Raw genomic sequence first — 21,227 nt, 5'->3', positions numbered from 1 at the left:
AGACCAAGATGACGACTCCACGCTGGAAGAAAGCCCTGTTTATCAGCCTGGCCACGGCGATTGCCGCCGGTGCCGGGTTTGCCGCCTGGCACTACGTGGCCACCCCAGCCGGCTATTCCCGCGAGGTGACCCGCCAGGCCAACGACCTGCAGGAACGCATCATCTCGTTCGACAGCCACATCACGTTGCCGCTGACCTTCGGGACCGAAGGCAGCGAGGCCGACAAGGATGGCAATGGCCGCTTCGACCTGGCCAAGGCCGCACAGGGCCGTTTGTCAGGCGCCGCCCTGACCATCTTCGCCTGGCCAGAATCCTGGACCGGCAACGATGGCCCGCACCGCCCTACCCCAGGCTTCGTCGAGGCCGCGCGCCACACCCAGGAGGTGCGCTACAACGCAATCACCGCCATGGTCCGCGACTTCCCGCAGCAGGTCGGTATTGCCTATACCCCGCAAGACATGCGGCGCCTGCACGGCGAAGGCAAGTTCGCGGTATTTCTCAGCATGCTCAACGCCTATGCCCTGGGTGACGACATCGACCAGCTCGACCGCTGGGCCGCGCGCGGCGTGCGTATGTTCGGCTTCAGTTACGTGGGCAACAACAGCTGGGCCGACTCTTCGCGCCCGCTGCCGTTCTTCAATGACACCGTCGATGCGCTGGAAGGCTTGTCACCAACCGGCAAGCGCGCCGTGCAACGACTGAACAACCTGGGCGTGATCATCGACGTGTCGCAGATGTCGAGCAAGGCGCTGGCCCAGGTTGCCGCCCTGAGCCGCGCGCCGTTGGTGGCCTCGCACTCGGCGCCACGAGCGATGGTCGACATCAACCGCAACCTCTCCGACAAGGAGCTGCAACTGATCAAGGACAGCGGCGGGGTAATCCAGTTGGTGGCCTTCTCCACCTACCTCAAGCCACTGAGCAGCAAGACCCAGGACAAACTCGACATCCTGCGCGCCCGCTACGGCCTGCCGCCCTTGGCCAACCTTAACTACGCCCTGATGCCTGGCGACCCGGTGATCGCCGGCTGGCCCGAGCAGAAGGTCGGCCAGTACGCCAACGAGCTGTACGGCATCCTCGACGAAGAACCACCTGCCACGCTCAAGGACTATGGTGACGCCATCGACTACACCGTACGCAAGGTCGGTATCGACCACGTCGGCCTGAGCTCGGACTTCAACGAAGGCGGCGGCATCGAGGGCTGGCAGAACGCCGGCGAAGCACGCAACGTCACAGCCGAACTGATCAGCCGCGGCTATTCCGAAGCAGATATCGCCAAGCTCTGGGGCGGCAACTTTCTGCGCGTGTGGGAGCAGGTGCAGCGCGCCGCGCACCCCGTCGCCACTTCGTCCCCATGACCCTTGCGAGCACCTTGATGAACGACCGTCGCACATTCCTCAAGCAGGCCGGCCTGCTGGCTGCCGCCCTGCCACTGACCGGCCCCGGCCCGCTGCTGCCTGTCGCCCACGCTGCACCGGCGAAGCCCGCCACGGCCGATGACTGGGCCGCGTTTCGCGGCCTGTTCGAGCTGGACCCGACCTACGCACACTTTGCCAACTTCCTGATCACCTCGCACCCAAGGCCCGTACGCGAAGCCATCGAAGCCCTGCGCGCGCAGTTCGACCGCCAACCGGCCTACATGGTCGACTGGGACAGCCAGTCGGAATGGAAGCACGAAGCTGACGTGCGTGAATGGGCTGCGCGTTACCTTGAAGTGAAACCGCGGCAGATTGCCTTGACCGGCAGCACCACCGAAGGCCTGGGGCTGATCTATGGTGGGCTGAAGATTGCGCCGGGGCAGGAAATTCTGACTACCGTGCACGAGCACTCGGCGGCTCGCCATACCATGGGCTTTCGCACCGCGCGCGATGGCACGGCTGTGCGGCGCCTGCGGCTGTTCGACGACCCCGCCAAGGTGAGTACCGACCAGGTGCTGAGCACGATTTCGGCCGCGATCGGGCCGAGAACCCGGGTTCTCGGCATGACCTGGGTGCATTCGGGCAGCGGCGTGAAACTGCCCGTGGGCGAGGTCGGCAAGCTGGTACGCGAGGTCAATCGCCAGCGTGACGAGCAGGACCGGATCATCTATGTGATTGATGGCGTGCATGGCTTTGGCGTCGAAAATACGCACTTCGCCGATTTCAACTGCGATTACTTCATCGCCGGCACCCACAAGTGGATGTTCGGGCCACGCGGTACAGGGATCATATGTGCAGCCTCCACCGAGCTGAAACAGCTGACCCCGACCATTGCCACGTTCTCCGAAAATGAAGACTTCGCCACGGTGATGACCCCAGGCGGCTACCACGCGTTCGAGCATCGCTGGGCGCTGGGCAAGGCCTTCGAGTTGCACCTGCAACTGGGCAAGGCAGCCGTACAGGCGCGTATCCACGGGCTTAACGACTTCCTCAAGCAGCGCCTGGAGGCACTGCCGGGGATAGAACTGGTAACACCGCGCAGCGCTCACTATTCCGCAGGCTTCACCTTCTTCAGGGTCAAGGGGCAGGATGCCGATGAGGTGGCCAAGCACCTTAACAGCCAGCGCATCGTGGTGGATGCAGTATCGCGGGATGCGGGGCCCGTGGTGCGCACCGCGCCAGGGTTGTTGAACACCGAGGCCGAGATCGAGCGATTGGTGGATGTCCTGAAGCGCTATCGGCGCGCCTGAGGGCTGGCTTGCCGGCGATGGGGCGCGAAGCGCCCCTGGCAAGCCTGAGTCATGGCTGACCGGCAATCCCTCTCAACCACTGCCCGACATCCCGGTAAATCTCCTCCACCTGCCCCACGATCCCCGACATGCGCAAGAAGTCATGGGTCAGCCCTTGCACTCGCGCAAACGTCACAGCCGTCCCGCCAGCCAGCAACCAGTCACGGTAGGCAATGCCCTCATCATGCAATGGGTCATACTCGGCCACGAACAGGCAGGCCGGCGCCAGCGGCTCACACAGCGTCGACAGAAGCGGAGACACCCGCCAGTCCCGGCGCTGCTCCGGCTGCGGTGCATAGTGCTGGTAGAACCACTCCAGGGTTGGGGTCTCCAGCAGGTAGCCCTCGGCATGCTCGCGATGCGAGCCCCGCTGGCAGGAAATATCGGTCACCGGATAGAACAGCAACTGTGCCAGTGGCTTGAACGCCAGCACTTCGGGCTGCTCGACCGCCGTAATCGCCAGCACCGCCGCCAGACTGGCGCCCACGCTGTCCCCTGCCAGCACCACTCGGCGGTTGTCCAGGCCGAGCACCGCTGCCTGTTCGGCCAGCCAGTTGGCAACATCCAGCACATCGTGCAGGGCGACCGGGAACTGCTGTTCCGGTGCCAGCCGATAATCCGCCGCCAGCACCGCGAACTCACCAAGGGCCGCAAGGCGGCGGCACACCGAGTCGTGGGAGTCGAGGCTGCCAACCACATAGCCGCCCCCGTGCAGGTAGAAAATCACCGGTCGCAAGTCTGCGCCCGCTTCGCCCTGGCGATACAAGCGCGCATCCAGGCTGGCACCGTCGCGCGCGGTAGCCTGCAACTCGCTGACCGTGACATTTCCCGGTGGGCTCGGGTCGAGCACCTGCGAGCTGCCGGCGAACTCGGCCCGGGCCTGGGCCACGTCCATCGCGTGCATGGGCAGGCTCCTGCCCGTCAGCCGGCCAAACTCGACCAATTCCAGAAATGCCGCCAGATCAGGGTGCAGTGCCATGTGGGTTCCTTGGGTAAACAATGTGACTCAAGCATCCCTACGGGACGTAGCAGCACGCCGAAAAATTACCCGCCATACGGCTAAATCGTTGGCGCAGGCGCTCGTTATCCCTGCACAACGAAACACCGCCCGAGGCACACCGTGGACCTTCAGAGCATCCTCAGCAAACTGTTCGCCAACGCCCATGCCGTCGGCATCGAAGGCGTATTCCAGTTCGTCTTCGCCCAGGACCTGGCCTTCTGGTCGGAGGTACGAGACACCAGCCGCACCGGCGCCGGCCGGCACAGCGCCCCCGATGTCACCATCGAGGTGGCCGAGCGCGACTTCCTCGGCATCATGGGCGGTACGGCCAATGTCGAGGAACTGTTCGCCAGCGCACGATTGAAGATTACCGGCAACATGGGCCTGGCCACCCTGCTGCCGCAGATCATCAGCAACGCCCGTCGGGGTGCCGCAGCGGCCAAGGTGTCGATGAACCAGCGCTACCCGACCCCTGCCCGCCTCAGCGAACGGGTGTCGATCGCGCAGCCCGTGCAGCGTGAGGTGGTACGCATTGCCCACACCGACATGCCAGTGGCACGCTTCAAGACCGAGTATTTGCAGCACGGCACGCCGGTGGTCATCAGCGATGCCTTGCAAGACTGGCCGCTATTCACCATGGGCCGCGAGGCATCACTGGAGCACTTCGCCGAATTGCAGGGCATCACCCGGCACGGTGACTACGTGAAGAAAACCTTCTCCACCGACCGCGATTTCCGCTCAACCTCCATGGCCGCGTTCATCGCCTCGCTGGACACCCCGGCCAAACCGGGGGACACCCCGGCCTACATGGGCAACAACATCGTGCCGGAGAAGCTGCTGAAACTGATCAACTACCCGCAATACTTCAGCCGCGACAAATTCATCGCACCGCGCATCTGGATCGGGCCAAAAGGCACCTTGACGCCCCTGCACCGCGACGACACCGACAACCTGTTCGCCCAGGTGTGGGGGCAGAAGTCGTTCATCCTCGCCGCGCCGCATCACCGTCCTGCCCTGGGCACGTGGTCAACCAGCCCCAAAGGCGGCCTCGACGGCTGCGATTTCAATCCTGACGCCCCGGATTACCAGCGCTTCCCCGCAGCGCGCGACGTGCCGTTCTTGCGCGTAGTGCTGCAGGCCGGCGACCTGCTGTTCCTGCCGGAGGGCTGGTTCCACCAGGTGGAGTCGGTGTCTACCTCGCTGTCGGTGAACTTCTGGGTAAACTCCGGGCGCGGCTGGTAACGGCCGATGCGGGGTTAATTTGCAACGCCAGCGGCTCGTCCCTAGAGGAAACCGCTTGCAAGAGGCCCATCGCATGTCCAGGCCATGCAGCATGCAGTGCGCGAACTGGCCAGCCTGCCGCAGGTGCAAGCCGCGCCGCGAATAAAGCTGGAAGAGGTGGATATCGACACGCGGATACTGTGGGAGCAGGCCAGTAGCGCCGACAGTGCGTTCCATGCCTGGGTGGCGGGGGAATCGGCGACAGTCATGGATATTCGCCGCTACCTGATCAAGGAACGCGGGCTGCAGCGCGAGTGCCTGACCTTGATGGGCTATTGGCGGGCCGGGCGGACCTTTGATTGACTGGAAATAACCGGGGGCGCTTTGCGCCCCTTTCGCCGGCAAGCCAGCTCCCACAGCAACAGCGCCGACCAGAGCGCTTACACTGTAGCTGTGACTGTAGCTGTGGGAGCTGGCTTGCCGGCGAAAGGGCCGCACGGCGGCCCCTGCCATGATTCAGACCGCCGCGATCAACGCCTGGGCAAAACGCTGCGCCACTTCATCAACCTGCTCTGCGCTGATGATCAGTGGCGGCAGGAAGCGCACCACCGCACCATGGCGCCCGCCCAGTTCCAGGATCAGCCCGCGCTTCAGGCACTCACGCTGCACCTTGGCCGCCAGCTCGCGGTTGGCCACCGGGTGACCCAATGCATCCGCATTGCCCTGTGGGTCCACCAGTTCGACCCCAAGCATCAAGCCACGCCCGCGCACATCACCCAGTTGCGGATAATCGCGCTGCAACTGCAGCAGGTGCTGGCGCAAGCGCTGCCCCATAGCCTCGGCGTGTTCGGCCAGGCGGTGCTCGACCAGATAGTTGATTACCGCCGACCCCGCCGCCATGGCCATCTGGTTGCCACGGAAGGTGCCGGCATGTGCGCCCGGCTTCCAGGTATCCAGCCAGTCGCGGTACACCACTACCGCCAACGGCAAGCTGCCGCCAATGGCCTTGGACAGCGTGACCACGTCCGGCACGATGCCGGCATGCTCGAAGGCGAACATGCGCCCGGTGCGGGCAAAGCCGCTCTGGATCTCGTCGATGATCAGCGCCACACCGGCCTGCTCGGTGATACGGCGCACACCCCTCAGCCATTCGATATCGGCCGGGATCACACCACCCTCGCCCTGCACCACCTCAAGGATCACCGCCGCCGGAAGTGGCACGCCGCTTTCCGGGTCGAGCAGCAGGTTTTCCAGGTAATGCAGGTTGGCCCTGACCCCCGCTTCGCCGCCCAAGCCGAACGGGCAGCGGTAATCGTAGGGGTACGGCATGAACTGCACGCCGTTGCCGAGCAAGGCGCCCAGCGGCTGTTTCGGCCCGTTGCTGCCCATAAGGCTCAGCGCGCCCTGGCTCATGCCGTGGTAGGCGCCATGGAAGGCCAGCACCGTGCTGCGACCGGTAGCCGTGCGTACCAGCTTGAGCGCCGCCTCCACGGCATCGGTGCCGGTCGGGCCGCAGAACTGCACCTTGGCCTCGCGGCGCAGCGCCTCGGGCAGGATGCCGAACAGGTCCTGGACGAAGCGGTCCTTGACCGGCGTGGTCAGGTCCAGGGTGTGCAGGGGCAGCTCATCGGCCAGCACACGCTGGATGGCCTCGACCACCACCGGGTGGTTGTGGCCCAACGCGAGCGTACCGGCGCCGGCCAGGCAATCGATGAACTGGCGGCCTTCGACATCCTCCACATAGATGCCACGGGCGCGCTTGAGCGCCAGCGGAATGCGCCGCGGGTAGCTGCGGGCGTTGGACTCCTGCTGTTGCTGGCGTTGCAGCAGGGGTGATTCGGTAAACTCGTACAAAGGTTGCGACGCGCTGACCGGTGCAACCTGGGCAAGGCTGGAAGCGGTGGACATGGGTAAATCCTCGCAAGCAAGCGAATGGGCAGTTATCGCTTGGAAAACGCTTGAGTGCCGGGAGGATTTAGCGGTTGTTACTGGATTTTACTTTGCCTGCAGCGGCCTCTTCGCGGGTAAACCCGCTCCCACAGGAATCGCACCGCTCTGGAAGCGTGCGCAGTACCTGTGGGAGCGGGTTCACCCGCGAAGAGGCCCGCACAGACGATAAAGATCAATGCCCGGAGCGCGCCGGTACTTGCAAGAGCACCCGCAACCCATCACTACGGCTGTCAAAGCGCAGGCTACCGGCACAACGTTGCACTATCGCCTGGACAATCGCCAACCCCAACCCGCAGCCCCCGCTCTGCCCATTGCGCCAGAAGCGCTCGGTCAGGTGCTCAAGGTCGGCTTCGGCAATCCCAGGCCCGTGGTCGCGCACCATGAAGCCCACCTGGCCGTCGGCCATCTGCACCTCCAGCTCCACCGCCTCGTCGCCGCCATGGCGCAGTGCGTTGTCCAGCAGGTTGCGCAGCGCGGCCACCGCCAACGGTGCGGGCATGCCCAGATAGATCTGAGTGGCTGCTTCAGGCAGACGTAGCACGATACGACGGTTGTCACCCCCACCGGCGTCCTGCACTGCCTGGCGGGCCACCTGCTCGGCACTGCACTGCACACCATCTTCAAAGGACAGGCTGCCTTCTACCCGCGCCAGCATCAGCAACTGCTCCAGCGTGCGGTGCATGCGATCGGTGCCCTGCTCGGCATGCTCCAGCGCCTGCTCGCGCACCGCGCCATCGGTCATGCGTGCCACCTGCAGGTGGGTCTTGATCGCGGTCAGCGGGCTGCGCAGTTCGTGGGCGGCATCGTCGGTCAGGCGCCGCTCGCGCTCGATGGTCTGGGCAATGCGCAGGAACAGCTGGTTCTGGGTTTCCAGCAAGGGCTGCAACTCGCTGGGCATGCCCGCCACCTGCAACGGCTCGACACTGTCCGCTCGCCGTCGGCGCAAGGCGTCGCGCATGCGGTTGAGGGGTTCCAGGCCTTTACCCAGGCCGATCCACAACAGCCCCAGGCTGCCGAGCAAGGCCATCAGCACGGGTGCCGACGCCGCCAGCAGAATCGACTGGTTAAGCGCCTCGCGCTCCATGTGCCGGTCGGCAGTGGTGATGCGCACATCACCGTGGTTGTAGGTGAAGGTGCGCCACAGTGCATCGTCGATGGTCTGGTCACGGAAGCCGCTGCGCTCGTCGTCCATGGCGCCATCGTGCTTGTGGTTGCTGGCGAGGATCTCGCCACGCAGAGAACTGACCTGGCAGGCCATGCCGTCCGGCACACTGAACTGGTCGGCAGAGAAGTGCGCCTCTCCCCCCTTGGCGGTCAGCGGTTGCGGCAACTGGTCGATCAGCCCGGCGACCATACGCGCCGATGCCACCAGGCGCTGGTCGAGGGAAAACATCATCTGCTGGCGCAGGTCACGCAGCATCCACGCCGCGGCCAGCGCCCAGATGATCACGAAAGCGCTGCCCAGGATCAGGCTCAGGCGAACCCGCAGGCTCATGATGCAGCCTCTTCCGGTGCCTGCGCCGGGCCCAGCCGGTAACCCAGGCCACGCACAGTCTCGACGATGCCGTTGCCAAGCTTGCGTCGCAGGTGGTGGATATGCACGTTCAGGGCGTTGCTTTCGACTTCGTCGCTGAAGCCGTACACGCAGTCTTTCAGTTGTTCGCCGGACAGCACCCGCCCGGGGTTCTGCAGCAGTGCCTGGAGCAAGGCCTGCTCACGGCGGGACAGGTCGACGGGCTGCCCGGCCAGGCTCGCCTCGCAGCTGCTGGGGTCATACCGCAACGGCCCGTGCTCGATCACATTCACCGCCCGCCCGGCCACCCGCCGCAGCAGGGTATGCAGGCGAGCGGCCAGTTCGCGCAGGTCGAACGGCTTGAGCAGGTAGTCGTCGGCGCCGGCCTGCAGGCCATCGACGCGGTCGGTGACGGCATCGCGGGCAGTGAGCACCAGCACTGGCAAGTCCACCCCCTGCTGGCGCAGGCGACGCAGCAGCTTGAGGCCGTCTTCGTCGGGCAGGCCGAGGTCGAGGATCATCACGTCGAACTGCGCGGCCTGCAGCATCGCCCGCGCATCGGCGGCATTGCCCACCCGGTCCACGGTCAGGCCCTGGGCGGTAAGGCCGGCGCAGATGCCGGCGGCGATCAGGTCGTCGTCCTCGCAGAGCAGAACGTGCATGGTGGGGCTCCCGGAGTGGTGTGGCTGGCATTGCACCTTGGGCGGATTAAGGGGGGATTATGGACCTTTCAGGGAGGGTTGGGGGGAGATCGAGCGCCGCGCGGGGTCGCCACCCTGCCCTAAGCAGCCTCACCCCAATCCCCGAGCTTCTCGAACACAACAGAAACGAAGTCGCCTTTTCCTACAGCTGACGCAGAAACCTCTGATCCGAATCCATGATGGGATTTCCCCCTGCACACGTTGTCAGGGAGACACCCCATGTACCTGGATTACCTCGTGCCCTCGTGGCACGAGATCGAGTCACGTGTCATCGCCATGGTGGGCTACCAAAGCACTGGCCAGTTCCGCACCAGCCTCAATGAAGAAGTCGCCTCACTGGGCCTCAACCTGCGCCGGGTCGACGCTGTACGCACAGCCTTCTACCAGGCTGAATGGCAGGCGGCGCACATGCTACGCCAGCGCTTTGCCGACCTCGACATCAACAGCATCAGCGACGAACTGCTGAGGATCGTGCAGCAGATGGCGATGATCGTTGCCGGCAGCACCATTACCGGTGGCCTGCTTGGCGCGGGGGTAGGCGCATTCGCTGGCGGCGCCGGAACCATTCCGTTCGCTGGCGCAGGCGCGGTCATGGGCCTCAAGGTCAGCGGCTGGATCCTCGGCGCGCTGGGGCTGGCCTCCATTGCCGAGTTCTTCATCGACGGCTTGCCGCGGATCGGTGAGTACTACGTCGATGGCATCCGCTTCGCCTGGGAAGGCACCTGCGGCAATGAAGGCACCGGCCCGTTCTGCCGGGACGACCCCTATGCGATATCCCGGGCCACGCATCAGATTGCCCAAGGCCATGTGGAAGTCGTGGTGCTGTTGTTGGGGGCGATCGTGTCGTACCTCACCCGCGGGCGCGGCGATGCCCGAGTGCTGGCCCAGGAGATGGCGGCCAGCCGCAAAGGCGCGCGGCTGGGGCAATGGATGCTCCAGCATGAAGAGGGGTTGAAGAAACGGCCGGATCTGCAGGTGCCGGAGCGGCGCAAAGGGGCGATGGATGATCCGCAGCCAGTTCAGCCGAATCGGCAGGCGGGAAAAGACAAAGAGCCCTCTACAGCTAAGCCCGGTAGGATGCCGTTGCATACGGTGGCGTGTTTCAAGGCAGATAAATTGCCAGCGTCGAAGCATGGCGAGTTTGAGCGGCAGCTGAAGGGGCAACAGGATGGGTTGAATCGGCTGACGGTTGAGGAGTTTTTGGAGAACGTTGCCGATCCTGTAAAGCGTGACCCTGCGATCGCACGCGCTGCACGCAGGGATCTACAAGACAGGTTGGAAAAAAGAATAAACAAGGAGCTGCTCGCCGAAATGAGCCCAGCAGAAGCAACAAAACTGTCAACCCTAAAGGCGAAGGAGGCGATGGCCACCTTGGCCGCGCTACACAATCCCGACTTAAGCGCGGGTGGCAGAGACATGATCTCAGACTTTGGCGACAGGCAAGTCAACTCCAGCATTGGTGCTCAATGGCGAAACAGACTAGTCAGCATCAAAGAGGCCGCGGAAAAATCGCCGAAACTCGGCACCCACTTGAATTACATGAATGTGAGACTTCATAAGTGCTAACGACAAGAGGCATCGCTAATGGATGAGGTATTCTCGATATTCCTTGACAATATAGGCGCGCCTTTTTCGCGTCGAGAGGTGCCACCCTCCAGCATTGATCGGTATAAGGGAAAACTTCCAGAGTTGTTACTTTCATACTGGAAAGAGCATGGATGGTGTGGTTTCGGCGAAGGTATATTCTGGCTGGTTGATCCACAGGAGTATCAGGCCGTTGTCTCATCCTGGACCGAGGGCACCATCCTTGAAAACCGGGACACTTACCACTTGATTGCCAGAAGCGCTTTCGGCGACCTGTATCTTTGGGGAGAGAACAGTGGCTTTTCAGTAAAAATCACAAGTCTTCTGTCCCGTTATACAGGTGAAAACTGCACACTCACTGAAACGGAAGCAACCAGAGAGGTCCAAAGCTTTTTTCTATCAAGAAAAAAAGAACACAACGATTTTGAAAACCTTTTTGAGCCCGCGAAGAAAAAGCTGGGCATCTTGAAAGAAGATGAGATGTATGCCTTTGTTCCTGCATTGATGCTGGGAGGGCGCCCCGACCTCAAAAACCTGGAAAAACTTAAAGCAATAGAGCATTTAATTTTGCTGACTCAAATCACCGAACTCGAACCCTACAGCTTCTCTGACTTCTGAGCACACAAAAGGACCTAAACGAATGGATGTCATCTTAAGCATTTTCCTGGAAACCTTCGGCGCCACCATCGGCCAGCAACCCATACCACCTGCCGCTGTCGATCATTACCAAGGCAAACTCCCCAATCGCCTCCTTGAATAGTGTCAAGACCACGGCTGGTGCGGCTACGGCGGCGGTTTGTTCTGGCTGGGCCTATCGACATCCTGCAACACACCGGCATCCTGCACCTCCAGCCTGACGCAAACCGCCGGGTTGGCTTTGACCACCGAACGCCCCCCTTCATCACCCTTCAGCCGGGCAAGCGCCGGCCAGAAATCGCGCCCGAACAACACCGGATGGCCCTGTCGTCCAGCATGACAAGGCAGGACTATCGTTGACCCACTGGACTCCCGTGCAAGCAAATCCAGGGTCGCGGACGCCACCCAGGGCATATCTCCCAACAGAATCGCTACTGCCTGCGCCTCGCTGTCAGCCAGCGAAGCGGCACCGGCCGCCAGGCTATGGCCCATGCCCAATGTGAAATCCGGACTGGAGATTACCCTGCACCGCGCTGGCAACCCCAGGTCCACACCTCGCTCCCCTTCACGCAACACCACCCGAACATCATCGAACACTGCGCAGGCGCTCTCTACGCTGTGCACCAGCAAGCTTCGACCGTCAGCCAGCAGCGAACGGCGCTTGTCAGAGCCAAAGCGCACACTGCTGCCTGCCGCCAATACCAACGCAACCACGCTCACAGCGCCACCCGCGGGATGCCGTTGCGCACACGAAGGATATCGGCCAGTACCGCCAAGGCAATCTCGGCCGGGGTCTTGCTGCCCAGGTTCAGGCCAATCGGCGCATGGATGCGCGCCAGCTCGTCGCAACCCAGGCCACCAATTCGCTGCAAGCGCTCGCGGCGCTTGTCGGAGGTCACCCGGGAGCCCATCACACCGATATAGAAAGCCTCGGTGCGCACCGCTTCAAGCATCGCCAGGTCGTCGATCTTGGGGTCATGGGTCAATGCCACCACTGCCGTGTCGGCATGGCAACCGCCATGGCGGATAAACTCCGACGGCAACTCGCGGCGCACTTCGATGCCGTCCAGCCGCACGCCATCCAGCACTTCGTCCCGCGGCTCGCAAAGGATGACTTCAAACCCCATGCCCTTGCCGAACTCGGCGCAAAAATGCGCCACGCTGGAATAGCCGGCCAGAAGCAGGCGCTGGGCGGCGCCGACACGTAGGCGAACACGGGCGTTATCCCGCTCGACGCGTGGCCCCTGGCAATGGTCATCGGCCAGCTGGCGAGTACCGTCCGGCAGGCTCACTTCACGCAGCACCCGACGCTGGCCCAGCAGCGCGCTTTCCAGCTGACGCAGGTGCGCCTGCACCTCGCACTCGGCGGGCAGGTTCTCCACCAGCACTTCGAGCACGCCACCACAGGGCAAGCGGATACTCGAACGCGGGTCGCTGTCGTCACCGTAGCGCACGATGGCAACCGGCTCCGGGAACTCACCCAGGGCCACACGCTCGAGGAAGTCGTCTTCGACGCAGCCACCCGACAGCGACCCCAGCCACTGGCCGCTGGCATTGACTGCCAGCAGCGAGCCCGGCGCGCGGGGCGCCGAGCCGTAGGTGGCGAGCACCGTGCACAACCAAACCCGCTGACCGTTGCACGACCACTGCAAGGCCCGGCGAACCACCTGTAGATCGAGATGCTGCACGTTTACTCCGCCTTCAGCTCGGCGAGCTGCTGTACGTTCAGGTCACCGGGCAGTCCACCCCAGGCCTGGCGCAGGTAGTTGACCATATCCGTCACTTGCTGGTCATCAAGCTTGTCGGCAAAGCCCGGCATCGGCTGCATGCGCTCGAAGCCGGTGAACTGCTGCTCACGGATGCCTTCGAGGATGACCTTGACCAGGTTGCGCGAGTCACCCTGGCGCAGCACGGTGTTGCCCTGCATGGCCACGGCAATGTGCGGTTTGCCTTCGCCGTCGACACCATGGCAACCGGCGCAAACGTTGAGGTACTGCTGGTGGCCGCGCTTGGCGCTGTCGCTCATCTGCTCCAGGGCAACGGCCTGGATGGCCTTGGCCGGCGGTGGCTGGTCGCCCAGCAGGTAGATGGCCATGGCCGCCAGGTCGGCATCTTCCAGGTGTTGGGTGCTGTGGTGCACCACCGGGAACATCTCGTTGAACATGCTGCCCTGGGCGCTGATGCCATGCTTGAGGAAGGTGGTCAGGTCTGGCTGGGTCCAGCCGCGCTCGGCCAGGTCCTGGGCCAGCAGGCTCGGCGCCAGGTAGCCGCCCAGCAGGCCGCCGGTCATGCGCTGGTCCTGCTGCAACGCGCCGATGGGGTTGCGCGGGGTATGGCATTCGCCACAATGGCCCATGACTTCGACCATGTACTGACCACGCTGCCAGGCCGGGCTTTTGCCTTCGGTTGGCTGCAGCTGCACGCTCTTGCCATACAGCATGTTCCAGCCACTCAGGCCCATCCGCACATTGAACGGGAAGCGCAACGCGGTCTGCGGTGCCGGGCGGTTGATCGGCGGTATGGTCATCAGGTAGGCGAGGATCGCGTCCGAATCTTCACGCTTGATCAGGTGGTACGAGGTGTAAGGCATCGCCGGATACAGATTGGCGCCGTCCTTGCGCTTGCCCTGGGTGACTGCGGCGAAGAACTCGTCGGCACTGTAGTTGCCGATGCCGTACTGCTTGTCCGGGGTAATGTTGCTGCCATAAATGGTACCGAACGGTGAATGGATCGGCAGGCCGCCGGCATACGGCGCGCCGCCTTCGGCGGTGTGGCAGGCCATGCAGTCGGCCGCGCGTGCCAGGTATTCACCGCGCTTGACCTGAGCCTCGTCGGCCGCTTGGGCAACCGAGCTGACGGCCAGGGCCATTGAACTGACGGCAAAGGCCAATGCCAGTGCGTTACGAACGAAGCCCATGCTCAACCCTCCTTGACCAGGCCAAGATCGTTGAGCACCTTGCGGGTGGCGTCGTAATAACGCACGTAGCCGGTGCAGCGGCAGATGTGGTGGCCGAGGCTGGCCTCGATGCGGTCTTCCACTTCGCTCTTCTTCAATGGCTGGCGCTGGGCGGTTTCCACCAGCACGGTAGCGGCGTTGACGAAGCCCGGCGCGCAGTAGCTGCACTGGAAGGCGAACAGGTCGACGAACTTCTGCTGGATCGGGTTCAGCGTGAGGTTACCGGCCGCGTCCGGTTTGGCGTGGCCCTCGATGGTGCGTACCTTCTTGCCCTCAAAGTAGTGGGCGCCGGTGATGCAGGTGCGCACTTCTTCGCTGGTGCCGTCGGGGTTGTCGACGATCACCACACAGGCATGGCAGATGCCCTGGCCACAGCCCAGGCGCGAGCCGGTGAGGTTCTGGTGTTCGTGCAGGTAGTCGATCATCGCCAGGTCAGCGGGGACCTCGACCGGGCCGACCGGTTGACCGTTGAGGGTCAGTTGCAGTGGACGGTTAGCCATTGAGGGCCTCCTTGATACGGGCTGGAGTGATGGGAAGATCGCGCACGCGCTTGCCAATGGCATGGGCGACGGCATTGCCGATGGCCCCCACGACCGGGATCATCACCACTTCGGCAATGCCCTTGGACGGGTCGGTCGGTGACAGCGGCGGGAGGATTTCACTGGTCTGCTTCCACACCGCCACGTCGCGCGCATGCGGCAGGCGGTAGCGGTTGAAGTTCCAGTCGCCCTCCCCGGGCCCGCCCTCGTACATCGGCATTTCTTCGGTCAGCGCGTGGCCGATGCCCATGGCGATACCGCCTTCGAGCTGGCCCTTGACCAGCTCCGGTACCAACACTCGGCCGCACTCGACCCAGCTGTGGTGGTTGAGCACCTGCACTTCATGGGTGCCCTTGTTCACCTTGACTTCAACAATGGTCGCCACCGGGCTGTAGTAGGTAACCATGGCATTGTTCAGCTGGGTGTCGGGGTAGGCAGCGTTCTGCCGGTCGAGCAGGTGGTAACCGTGGCTGCTCATCTGCGCCTTCTTGGCGTTCACCGCGCCATCGCCGTATTTCACCGCCACGGCGTCAAGCGGGAAGCGCTCGCGCACGCCGTCGATGACGAAGTCGGCCTCAGCCCAGCTCCAACGGTTGAAACCGTGCACGCTGGCGCCGGTGACCAGGCCCATGTCGTGGGCCTTCTGTGCCAGCTGGGCGAACGGGATCGGTTGCAGGCCGTTACCGGTCAGCTCGCCGTTGACCCACACCGCGTTCTCGCGGCGCACCACCAGCGGGTTGGCCTGGCCGCCATGCGGGCCCTGGCTCCAGATGGCCATGGCCGCCGGCCACAGGCCGTGGTTGAACAGCACGCGCGCCGCTTCGCGGGTGGCATGGCTGAAGTAGAAAGCCGAGTTGGTCGCCGACGATGGCGACGCCAGCTTGCCGACCCAGCGCGGGTTGCGCAGCGCGGCGTCCTGCTCGGGCTGGCTGATCAGGTACGGGTTGCCGCTGGTGCTCAGTTGCAACTCTGGCCATTCGGTAACCGCGGTCCTCACCTCGTCAGCCGAGCGCCCCAGGAAGTCGCTGACCACCAGGGCCTGGGAGGTAGACATGCCGGTGCCCAACTCGGTGCCGATGTGGCGCAGGCTGATGCGGCCGTCGCGGCTGAACTCGATGCTGGCCATCGGTGCTTCGGAACCGGTGCCGAAGTCCTTCTGGCAAATCGCAAAGCCCACACCGTACCAATGGTCCTGGTCTTGCGCATCCATCTGCTGCTTGCGTGCGTCGCGGTTGCGCCACCAGTCGTGCACGGCGGCCTTGTCGAGAATCTCGTACAGACGCAGCGCGCCCGCCGGGACCGCGCCCTGGGTGTTCTTCATGCCCGATTTCAGCGCGTTGGCACGGCGCAGGTCGATGGCATCGACGCCCAGGCGGCCTGCGATTTCGTCCACCATCATCTCGGTGGCAGCCATGCTCTGCAAGGTGCCGTAGCCGCGCATGGAGCCGGCCTCGACACCGCGGGAATGGTAGGCGGTAACCGACAGGTCGTTCTGCGGCATGTAATAGATCGACTGCGCAGCAGTGGCGCCTACCGCAGCTACGGACGGGCTGTAGTTAATGCGCCCGCCGCCGTCGCAGCTCATGTCGGCGCGGAAGATCTTGAAGCTGTTGTCCTTCTTGTCCACGGCCAGCTGGTAGCGGATATCGAAGGCATGGCGCTTGATGCCGCTCTGGAACTGCTCGTAACGGTCATTGGCCAGGCGGATCGGCACGCCGGCGCCATACAGCGCGGCCACGGCGGCGTAGAAGACGAAGATGTTGTTGTCTTTCGAGCCGTAGCCCACGGTATAGCCCGGGTGCATGTTCAGCGTGTTCAGGGCGAAGCGCGACGGCTTGATCATGTGCACGCATTCCTGCGCCACTTCGAACGGGCACTGGGTGGCAACCACGAAGTGCAGCGTGCCGCTGGCCGGGTCGTACCAGCCGTTGCCGTTGTCCGGTTCCAGCGCGGCGGGTTCAATGGACGGCGTCTTGTAGCGCTCGTCGAACACCAGCCAGTCCTGGGGCGGGTTGTCCAGCTGCTCGGCCATGCGATTGGCGTAGAACAGCCCCTGCTCGGTCAGGTCGCCGTGCTGGTTGGGCTGCTTCGACCACACCGGCTTGCGGTTGAGAATGGTCGGGAACAGCATGGAATTCTTCAGGCTGGAGAACTCATCGTCGTCGAACGGCGTGGCACCGCCCACCCGCACGAAGCGAAAACTGCCGTAAGGGTCGCGCTGGTACAGCGGCGCCTGGGCGCCGTAACGGATCGCCTTTTCGTTGAACTGCAGCTTGCGCTTGGCCTGGCGGAAGCGCTCGAAGTCGTGCCAGATCAGGATCGCCACCGGGTGGCCGATGAACATCGGCACCTTGCCGGGCGGCAGCAGCGGGTCGGGCGAATGGGCTTCCGGCCAGGCAATGCCGTCTTTCTCGAGATCGGCGGCGGTAACGATGCGGTCAGGCTGCAGCTCGGCACCGAGCAGGCTGAGGTCGTGACCGGCATAGATACGGTCGGCCTTGGTCGCCTTGAGCAGCAGCGCATGGCCCTGCTGCGTGGGCCAGCCGGGCATGTCCTTGGCGCGGATATCGCGGGCGAACACTTTGTCGCCGCACACCTTGGACAAGGCATCGTTACGGAAGCGCGCCTTGCCGTCATGGCTCATCCACTTCTGCGGCGAGGTGGTGACGCGTTCCTCCATCAGTGCGGCGAATGCCTGGCTGCCAAGTGGCACCATGGTCACGCCGACACCAGCGATCAGGCCGCCTTGCAAGAAGGCGCGCCTGGAAATATCACGGTTGGACATGCTTGATCCTCTGGGCAGTTGGGGGCCTGCCCTATTTTTGATTCTAGTGCTAGCGGGAAAAGCTGACTTGTGCGTCAACTTTACAGGAATTGTGTAGGGATTGGCAAAGTCAAGCCGACAATATGTCGCTGTGTGTCTGGGAGGATGGGTGGGACTGGGGTGGGCTCACAGACCAAAACCAGCGTTAACCTTCATTTAATCAGCCCCAGCCAGCATGGCCCCATTCCTAGATCTGCCAAGGCGAAGACATGCGCGTCCTCCTGCTCTTCCTGACACTGCTTCTGGCCGGCCCGTTGCAGGCCAACCCGTTTGATGTAAAATCGGATTTCCTGCCGGTCGACCAGGCCTTTGTACTCACCCACGACCGCCAGGCCGACGGCCAGGTGCGCCTGTACTTCCAGATCAAGCAGGGCTACTACCTGTACCAGAAGCGGCTCAAGTTCGACGGCCTGCCTGCCGAGCAGCACCCGCAATTGCCGCCGGCGCTCAACCACAATGACGAATTCTTCGGTGACAGTGCGGTGTACCGCGATCAGCTCGAACTGCTGCTGCCGGCCAATGCCCAGGGCCAGTTGCGCCTGGGCTGGCAAGGCTGCGCCGACGCCGGCCTGTGCTATCCACCGCAGACTACGCTGATCGACCTGGGCGGTAGCGTGGCACCCGCCGCCGAGCAAGCCAGCGACCAGGCTCTGGCCAGTGGCCTGCAACAGGGCCACCTGGCCTGGAGCCTGTTGGCGTTCTTCGGCCTGGGGCTGCTGCTGGCCTTTACCCCCTGCTCGCTCCCGATGCTGCCGATCCTTGCCGGGCTGGTGCTGGGCAATGGCGCCAGCGCCCGACGCGGCTGGCTGCTGGCCGGGGTGTATGTGCTGAGCATGGCACTGGTGTACGCCGCCTTGGGGGTGGTGGCCGCACTGCTGGGTGCCAGCCTGCAGGCCTGGCTGCAGCAACCCTGGCTGCTGGGCAGCCTGGCGGGGCTGTTCGTGCTGCTGGCCCTGCCCATGTTTGGCGCCTTCGAACTGCAACTGCCCGCCGCCCTGCGCGACCGCCTTGACCGCGCCGGGCAAGGCACCCGGGGCGGCAACCTGTATGGCGCGGCGCTGCTCGGGGCGTTGTCCGGCCTGCTGCTGGGCCCATGCATGACCGCGCCGTTGGCCGGCGCCCTGCTGTACATCGCCCAGAGCGGCGACGTGCTGCAAGCGGCACTGGTGCTGTTCAGCCTGGGCCTGGGCATGGGCGTGCCGCTATTGTTGCTGGTGACCCTGGGCAACCGTTACTTGCCGCGCCCAGGCGCCTGGATGGACCGGGTCAAGGGCGTGTTCGGTTTCGTGTTCCTGGCCATGGCCTTGTACACCGTGCGTAGCCTGTTGCCCGCCACGCTGCTGCTGGCACTGAGTGGCGGCTGGTTGATCGCCCTGGCCTGGGCCACCTGGCCAGCCCTGCAGCGCCTGCCAGCATTGCGTGCAGTACCGCTGCTGGGTGCCTTGTGGGGCAGCCTGTTGCTGGTCGGTGCCGCCGCCGGTGGCGATGACCTCTGGCAGCCGCTGCGCCCGTTCACCGGTGGGGGTACCGCGCCCGTTGCTGCCCAGCATGCCGAAGACAGCTTCGTCACGGTCAGCCGCCCTGAAGACCTGCAACGTGAACTGGATGCGGCCAAGGCCCGTGGCCAATGGGTGATGCTCGACTACTATGCCGACTGGTGCGTGTCGTGCAAGGTCATGGAAAAACAGGTGTTCGCCCGTGGCGACGTACAGGCCGGCCTGGCCGGCGTGCACCTGCTGCGCCTGGACGTCACCGCCGACACGCCGGCCAGCAAAGCCCTGCTGCAGCGCTACCAGGTACCCGGCCCGCCCAGCATCATCTGGATCGGCCCGGAAGGCGACGAACGCCGCGCACGGCGTATTACCGGTGAAGTGGATGCCGCCGCGTTCCAGCAACACTGGGCCCAGACCAGGAGCCAAGGCTGATGTTGACCGTAACCCTCGGGCCACTGACCATGGCCCTCAACCACCTGCTGATGCTCACCGCCCTGGTGATTGCCAGCGTGGTCGGCTGGTGGGTCGCCCGGCGTGGCGGCGAAAGCCCGGAATCGGCGCTGTTCAACCTGTTCCTGATCGGCCTGCTGTGCGCCCGTGCCGGCTTCGTGCTGGCCTATTGGCCGATGTACCGTGATGAGCCGTTGCAAATGATCGACATCCGCGACGGCGGCTTCCTGCTCTGGTCGGGCCTTGCCGGCATCGTCCTCGGTGCGGTGTGGCAGGGCTGGCGTCAACCGGGCCTGCGCCGCCCGTTGGGCTGGGCATTGTTCAGTGGCGCGCTGTTCTGGGGCCTGGCCAGCTTCGGCGGCCACTTGTACAGCAAAGGCACCGAGCTGCCTGAACTGAGCCTGCGAAACGCTGGTGGCCAACCGGTGGCGCTGCACAGTTACCGCGGCAAGCCGCTGGTCATCAACATCTGGGCCACCTGGTGCCCACCGTGTCGGCGTGAGATGCCAGTGCTGCAACAGGCACAAAGCGATTACCCGCACGTGACCTTCCTGTTCGTCAACCAGGGCGAAACTCCGGAAAATGTCAGCACCTTCCTCGCCACCACCGGCCTGAGCCTGACCCACGTGCTGTTCGACGGCACCGGCCTGCTGGCCCAGCGTGTCGGTTCCATGGCCTTGCCCACCACCCTGTTCTACGACGCCAATGGGCGGCTGGTTGGCAGCCACCTGGGCGAGCTGTCCCGGGCCAGCCTGCGCCACGCCCTGGAACCTTTCGACCGGGCCATTGCGCCCGCCCCTGCCGCACAAGGAAACTGACATGCGATTGACTGCACTGCTGCCCCTGTCCCTGGCCCTGCTGGCCTCCCCTGCCCTGCAGGCCGAAGAACTGCCCAAGGCAGTTCAGCAGCTGCAAGCCAAGGGCGCCGTGATCAAGGGCAGCTTCGATGCGCCCAACGGCCTGCGCGGTTATGCCGCCGAGTACCAGAACAACGCCCTGGCCCTGTACCTGACCCCTGACGGCAAGCACGTGCTGGTCGGAAGCCTGTTCGACGAACAAGGCAAGGACCTTAGCGCCGAGCCGCTGGAAAAGCTGGTGTATGGGCCGATGAGCAAGGCCATCTGGGCGAAGCTGGAGAAAACCGCCTGGATCGCCGACGGCAAGGCCGATGCGCCACGCAAGGTGTACCTGTTCAGCGACCCGAACTGCCCGTACTGCAACATGTTCTGGGAGCAGGCGCGGCCGTGGGTGGAGTCGGGCAAAGTGCAGTTGCGCCATATCATGGTCGGCATCATCCGTGAGGACAGCCCGGGCAAGTCGGCGGCGCTGCTGGCGGCGAAAGACCCGGCCAAGGCCCTGCAACAACATGAAAAAGCTGGCAAGGCCAGCACGCTGAAGCCCCTGGACCAAGTGCCGGAAGCGGTACAGCAGAAGCTGGCGGCGAACATGGCCTTGATGGAAGAGATGGGGCTGCAGGCGACTCCGGCCATTTTCTATCAGGATGAGCAAGGCAACCTGCAAAGCCAGCAAGGGGCACCGCGGCCGGAAATGCTGGGCAAGATTCTCGGGAAGCGCTGAAACATTGGCTGCCTGCACTGGCCTCTTCGCGGGCACGCCCGCTCCCACGGGTATTGCAACAGCCTTGAGAGCGGCGCG

Annotated in this window: 19 protein-coding genes; 10 read left to right on the top strand and 9 right to left on the bottom strand. The window is 64.1% G+C overall.

Annotation, left to right across the window (positions count from 1 at the left end):
- Positions 1 to 8 precede the first annotated feature (8 nt).
- Both PP4_RS07885 and pvdN read left to right on the top strand, forming a co-directional pair.
- Positions 9 to 1,355 carry a dipeptidase gene (locus tag PP4_RS07885; RefSeq protein WP_016498674.1) on the top strand — a complete coding sequence of 449 codons (1,347 nt, stop codon included), beginning with the start codon at positions 9 to 11 and terminating at the stop codon, positions 1,353 to 1,355.
- Between the two features lie 17 nt (positions 1,356 to 1,372).
- Positions 1,373 to 2,665 (top strand): pyoverdine-tailoring periplasmic protein PvdN, encoded by a 1,293-nt coding sequence (gene pvdN, locus PP4_RS07880; RefSeq protein WP_016498673.1) that lies wholly within the window; start codon positions 1,373 to 1,375, stop codon positions 2,663 to 2,665.
- Positions 2,666 to 2,714: 49 nt separating this feature from the next.
- Here pvdN and PP4_RS07875 read toward each other — a convergent pair whose 3' ends face one another.
- Entirely contained in the window at positions 2,715 to 3,683 is a 969-nt protein-coding gene (locus tag PP4_RS07875) for an alpha/beta hydrolase (RefSeq protein ID WP_016498672.1), read from the bottom strand.
- Positions 3,684 to 3,824: 141 nt separating this feature from the next.
- On the opposite strand from PP4_RS07875, the gene PP4_RS07870 reads away from it, so the two are divergent.
- Together PP4_RS07870 and PP4_RS07865 are read left to right on the top strand one after the other, a co-directional pair.
- The gene (locus PP4_RS07870) at positions 3,825 to 4,946 is read left to right on the top strand and encodes a cupin-like domain-containing protein (RefSeq protein ID WP_016498671.1); all 1,122 of its coding nucleotides are present in this window, start codon (positions 3,825 to 3,827) and stop codon (positions 4,944 to 4,946) included.
- Between the two features lie 84 nt (positions 4,947 to 5,030).
- Positions 5,031 to 5,288 carry an SIP domain-containing protein gene (locus tag PP4_RS07865; protein ID WP_016498670.1) on the top strand — a complete coding sequence of 86 codons (258 nt, stop codon included), beginning with the start codon at positions 5,031 to 5,033 and terminating at the stop codon, positions 5,286 to 5,288.
- Between the two features lie 153 nt (positions 5,289 to 5,441).
- On the opposite strand, the gene PP4_RS07860 is transcribed toward PP4_RS07865, so the two are convergent.
- The 3 genes from PP4_RS07860 to PP4_RS07850 all read right to left on the bottom strand — a co-directional run bounded on the left by PP4_RS07860 (position 5,442) and on the right by PP4_RS07850 (position 9,050).
- Entirely contained in the window at positions 5,442 to 6,833 is a 1,392-nt protein-coding gene (locus tag PP4_RS07860) for an aspartate aminotransferase family protein (RefSeq protein WP_016498669.1), read from the bottom strand.
- 214 nt (positions 6,834 to 7,047) lie between these two features.
- Positions 7,048 to 8,370 (bottom strand): ATP-binding protein, encoded by a 1,323-nt coding sequence (locus tag PP4_RS07855; protein WP_016498668.1) that lies wholly within the window; start codon positions 8,368 to 8,370, stop codon positions 7,048 to 7,050.
- Entirely contained in the window at positions 8,367 to 9,050 is a 684-nt protein-coding gene (locus PP4_RS07850; protein ID WP_016498667.1) for a response regulator, read from the bottom strand. Before PP4_RS07850 ends, PP4_RS07855 begins: the two co-directional genes overlap by 4 nt.
- A gap of 258 nt (positions 9,051 to 9,308) precedes the next feature.
- Here PP4_RS07850 and PP4_RS07845 point away from each other — a divergent pair, with 258 nt between their 5' ends.
- From PP4_RS07845 to PP4_RS27820, 3 genes are read left to right on the top strand one after another with little or no spacing between them, the layout of a single operon-like run.
- Positions 9,309 to 10,655 carry a DUF6861 domain-containing protein gene (locus PP4_RS07845; RefSeq protein ID WP_016498666.1) on the top strand — a complete coding sequence of 449 codons (1,347 nt, stop codon included), beginning with the start codon at positions 9,309 to 9,311 and terminating at the stop codon, positions 10,653 to 10,655.
- An 18-nt stretch (positions 10,656 to 10,673) separates the two neighbouring features.
- Entirely contained in the window at positions 10,674 to 11,291 is a 618-nt protein-coding gene (locus PP4_RS07840; protein WP_016498665.1) for a GAD-like domain-containing protein, read from the top strand.
- 22 nt (positions 11,292 to 11,313) lie between these two features.
- Positions 11,314 to 11,433, top strand: a complete 120-nt coding sequence (locus PP4_RS27820) for a GAD-like domain-containing protein (protein WP_231859014.1) — start codon at positions 11,314 to 11,316, stop codon at positions 11,431 to 11,433.
- Positions 11,434 to 11,456: 23 nt separating this feature from the next.
- Here the strand turns inward: PP4_RS27820 and PP4_RS07835 are convergent, their stop codons facing one another.
- The 5 genes from PP4_RS07835 to PP4_RS07815 are packed head-to-tail and all read right to left on the bottom strand — an operon-like array spanning position 11,457 to position 17,589.
- Positions 11,457 to 12,029, bottom strand: coding sequence for a nucleotidyltransferase family protein (locus PP4_RS07835; RefSeq protein ID WP_041167655.1), 573 nt, complete (start codon positions 12,027 to 12,029; stop codon positions 11,457 to 11,459).
- Positions 12,026 to 12,997, bottom strand: coding sequence for an XdhC family protein (locus PP4_RS07830; RefSeq protein WP_041167654.1), 972 nt, complete (start codon positions 12,995 to 12,997; stop codon positions 12,026 to 12,028). Before PP4_RS07830 ends, PP4_RS07835 begins: the two co-directional genes overlap by 4 nt.
- Positions 12,998 to 12,999: 2 nt before the next feature.
- Positions 13,000 to 14,226: a c-type cytochrome gene (locus PP4_RS07825; protein ID WP_016498662.1), complete on the bottom strand. Its 1,227-nt coding sequence runs from the start codon at positions 14,224 to 14,226 to the stop codon at positions 13,000 to 13,002.
- A gap of 2 nt (positions 14,227 to 14,228) precedes the next feature.
- Positions 14,229 to 14,765 (bottom strand): (2Fe-2S)-binding protein, encoded by a 537-nt coding sequence (locus PP4_RS07820; RefSeq protein ID WP_016498661.1) that lies wholly within the window; start codon positions 14,763 to 14,765, stop codon positions 14,229 to 14,231.
- On the bottom strand, positions 14,758 to 17,589 hold the full coding sequence (locus PP4_RS07815; protein ID WP_016498660.1) for a xanthine dehydrogenase family protein molybdopterin-binding subunit: 2,832 nt from the start codon (positions 17,587 to 17,589) through the stop codon (positions 14,758 to 14,760). The genes PP4_RS07820 and PP4_RS07815 overlap by 8 nt, the downstream gene beginning before the upstream one ends.
- A gap of 248 nt (positions 17,590 to 17,837) precedes the next feature.
- Here PP4_RS07815 and dsbD point away from each other — a divergent pair, with 248 nt between their 5' ends.
- From dsbD to dsbG, 3 genes are read left to right on the top strand one after another with little or no spacing between them, the layout of a single operon-like run.
- Positions 17,838 to 19,553, top strand: coding sequence for a protein-disulfide reductase DsbD (gene dsbD, locus PP4_RS07810; RefSeq protein WP_016498659.1), 1,716 nt, complete (start codon positions 17,838 to 17,840; stop codon positions 19,551 to 19,553).
- Positions 19,553 to 20,389: a TlpA disulfide reductase family protein gene (locus PP4_RS07805; RefSeq protein WP_016498658.1), complete on the top strand. Its 837-nt coding sequence runs from the start codon at positions 19,553 to 19,555 to the stop codon at positions 20,387 to 20,389. Before dsbD ends, PP4_RS07805 begins: the two co-directional genes overlap by 1 nt.
- Position 20,390: 1 nt before the next feature.
- Complete coding sequence (gene dsbG / locus PP4_RS07800) at positions 20,391 to 21,149, top strand: thiol:disulfide interchange protein DsbG (protein ID WP_016498657.1); 759 nt, start codon at positions 20,391 to 20,393, stop codon at positions 21,147 to 21,149.
- Positions 21,150 to 21,227: the final 78 nt, after the last annotated feature.

Origin of the sequence: Pseudomonas putida NBRC 14164 (assembly GCF_000412675.1) — a bacterium.
Taxonomy (GTDB): Bacteria; Pseudomonadota; Gammaproteobacteria; order Pseudomonadales; family Pseudomonadaceae; genus Aquipseudomonas; species Aquipseudomonas putida.
Note: the sequence above shows the minus strand (reverse complement) of the source record. Positions and strands in the feature narration are given on the sequence as shown.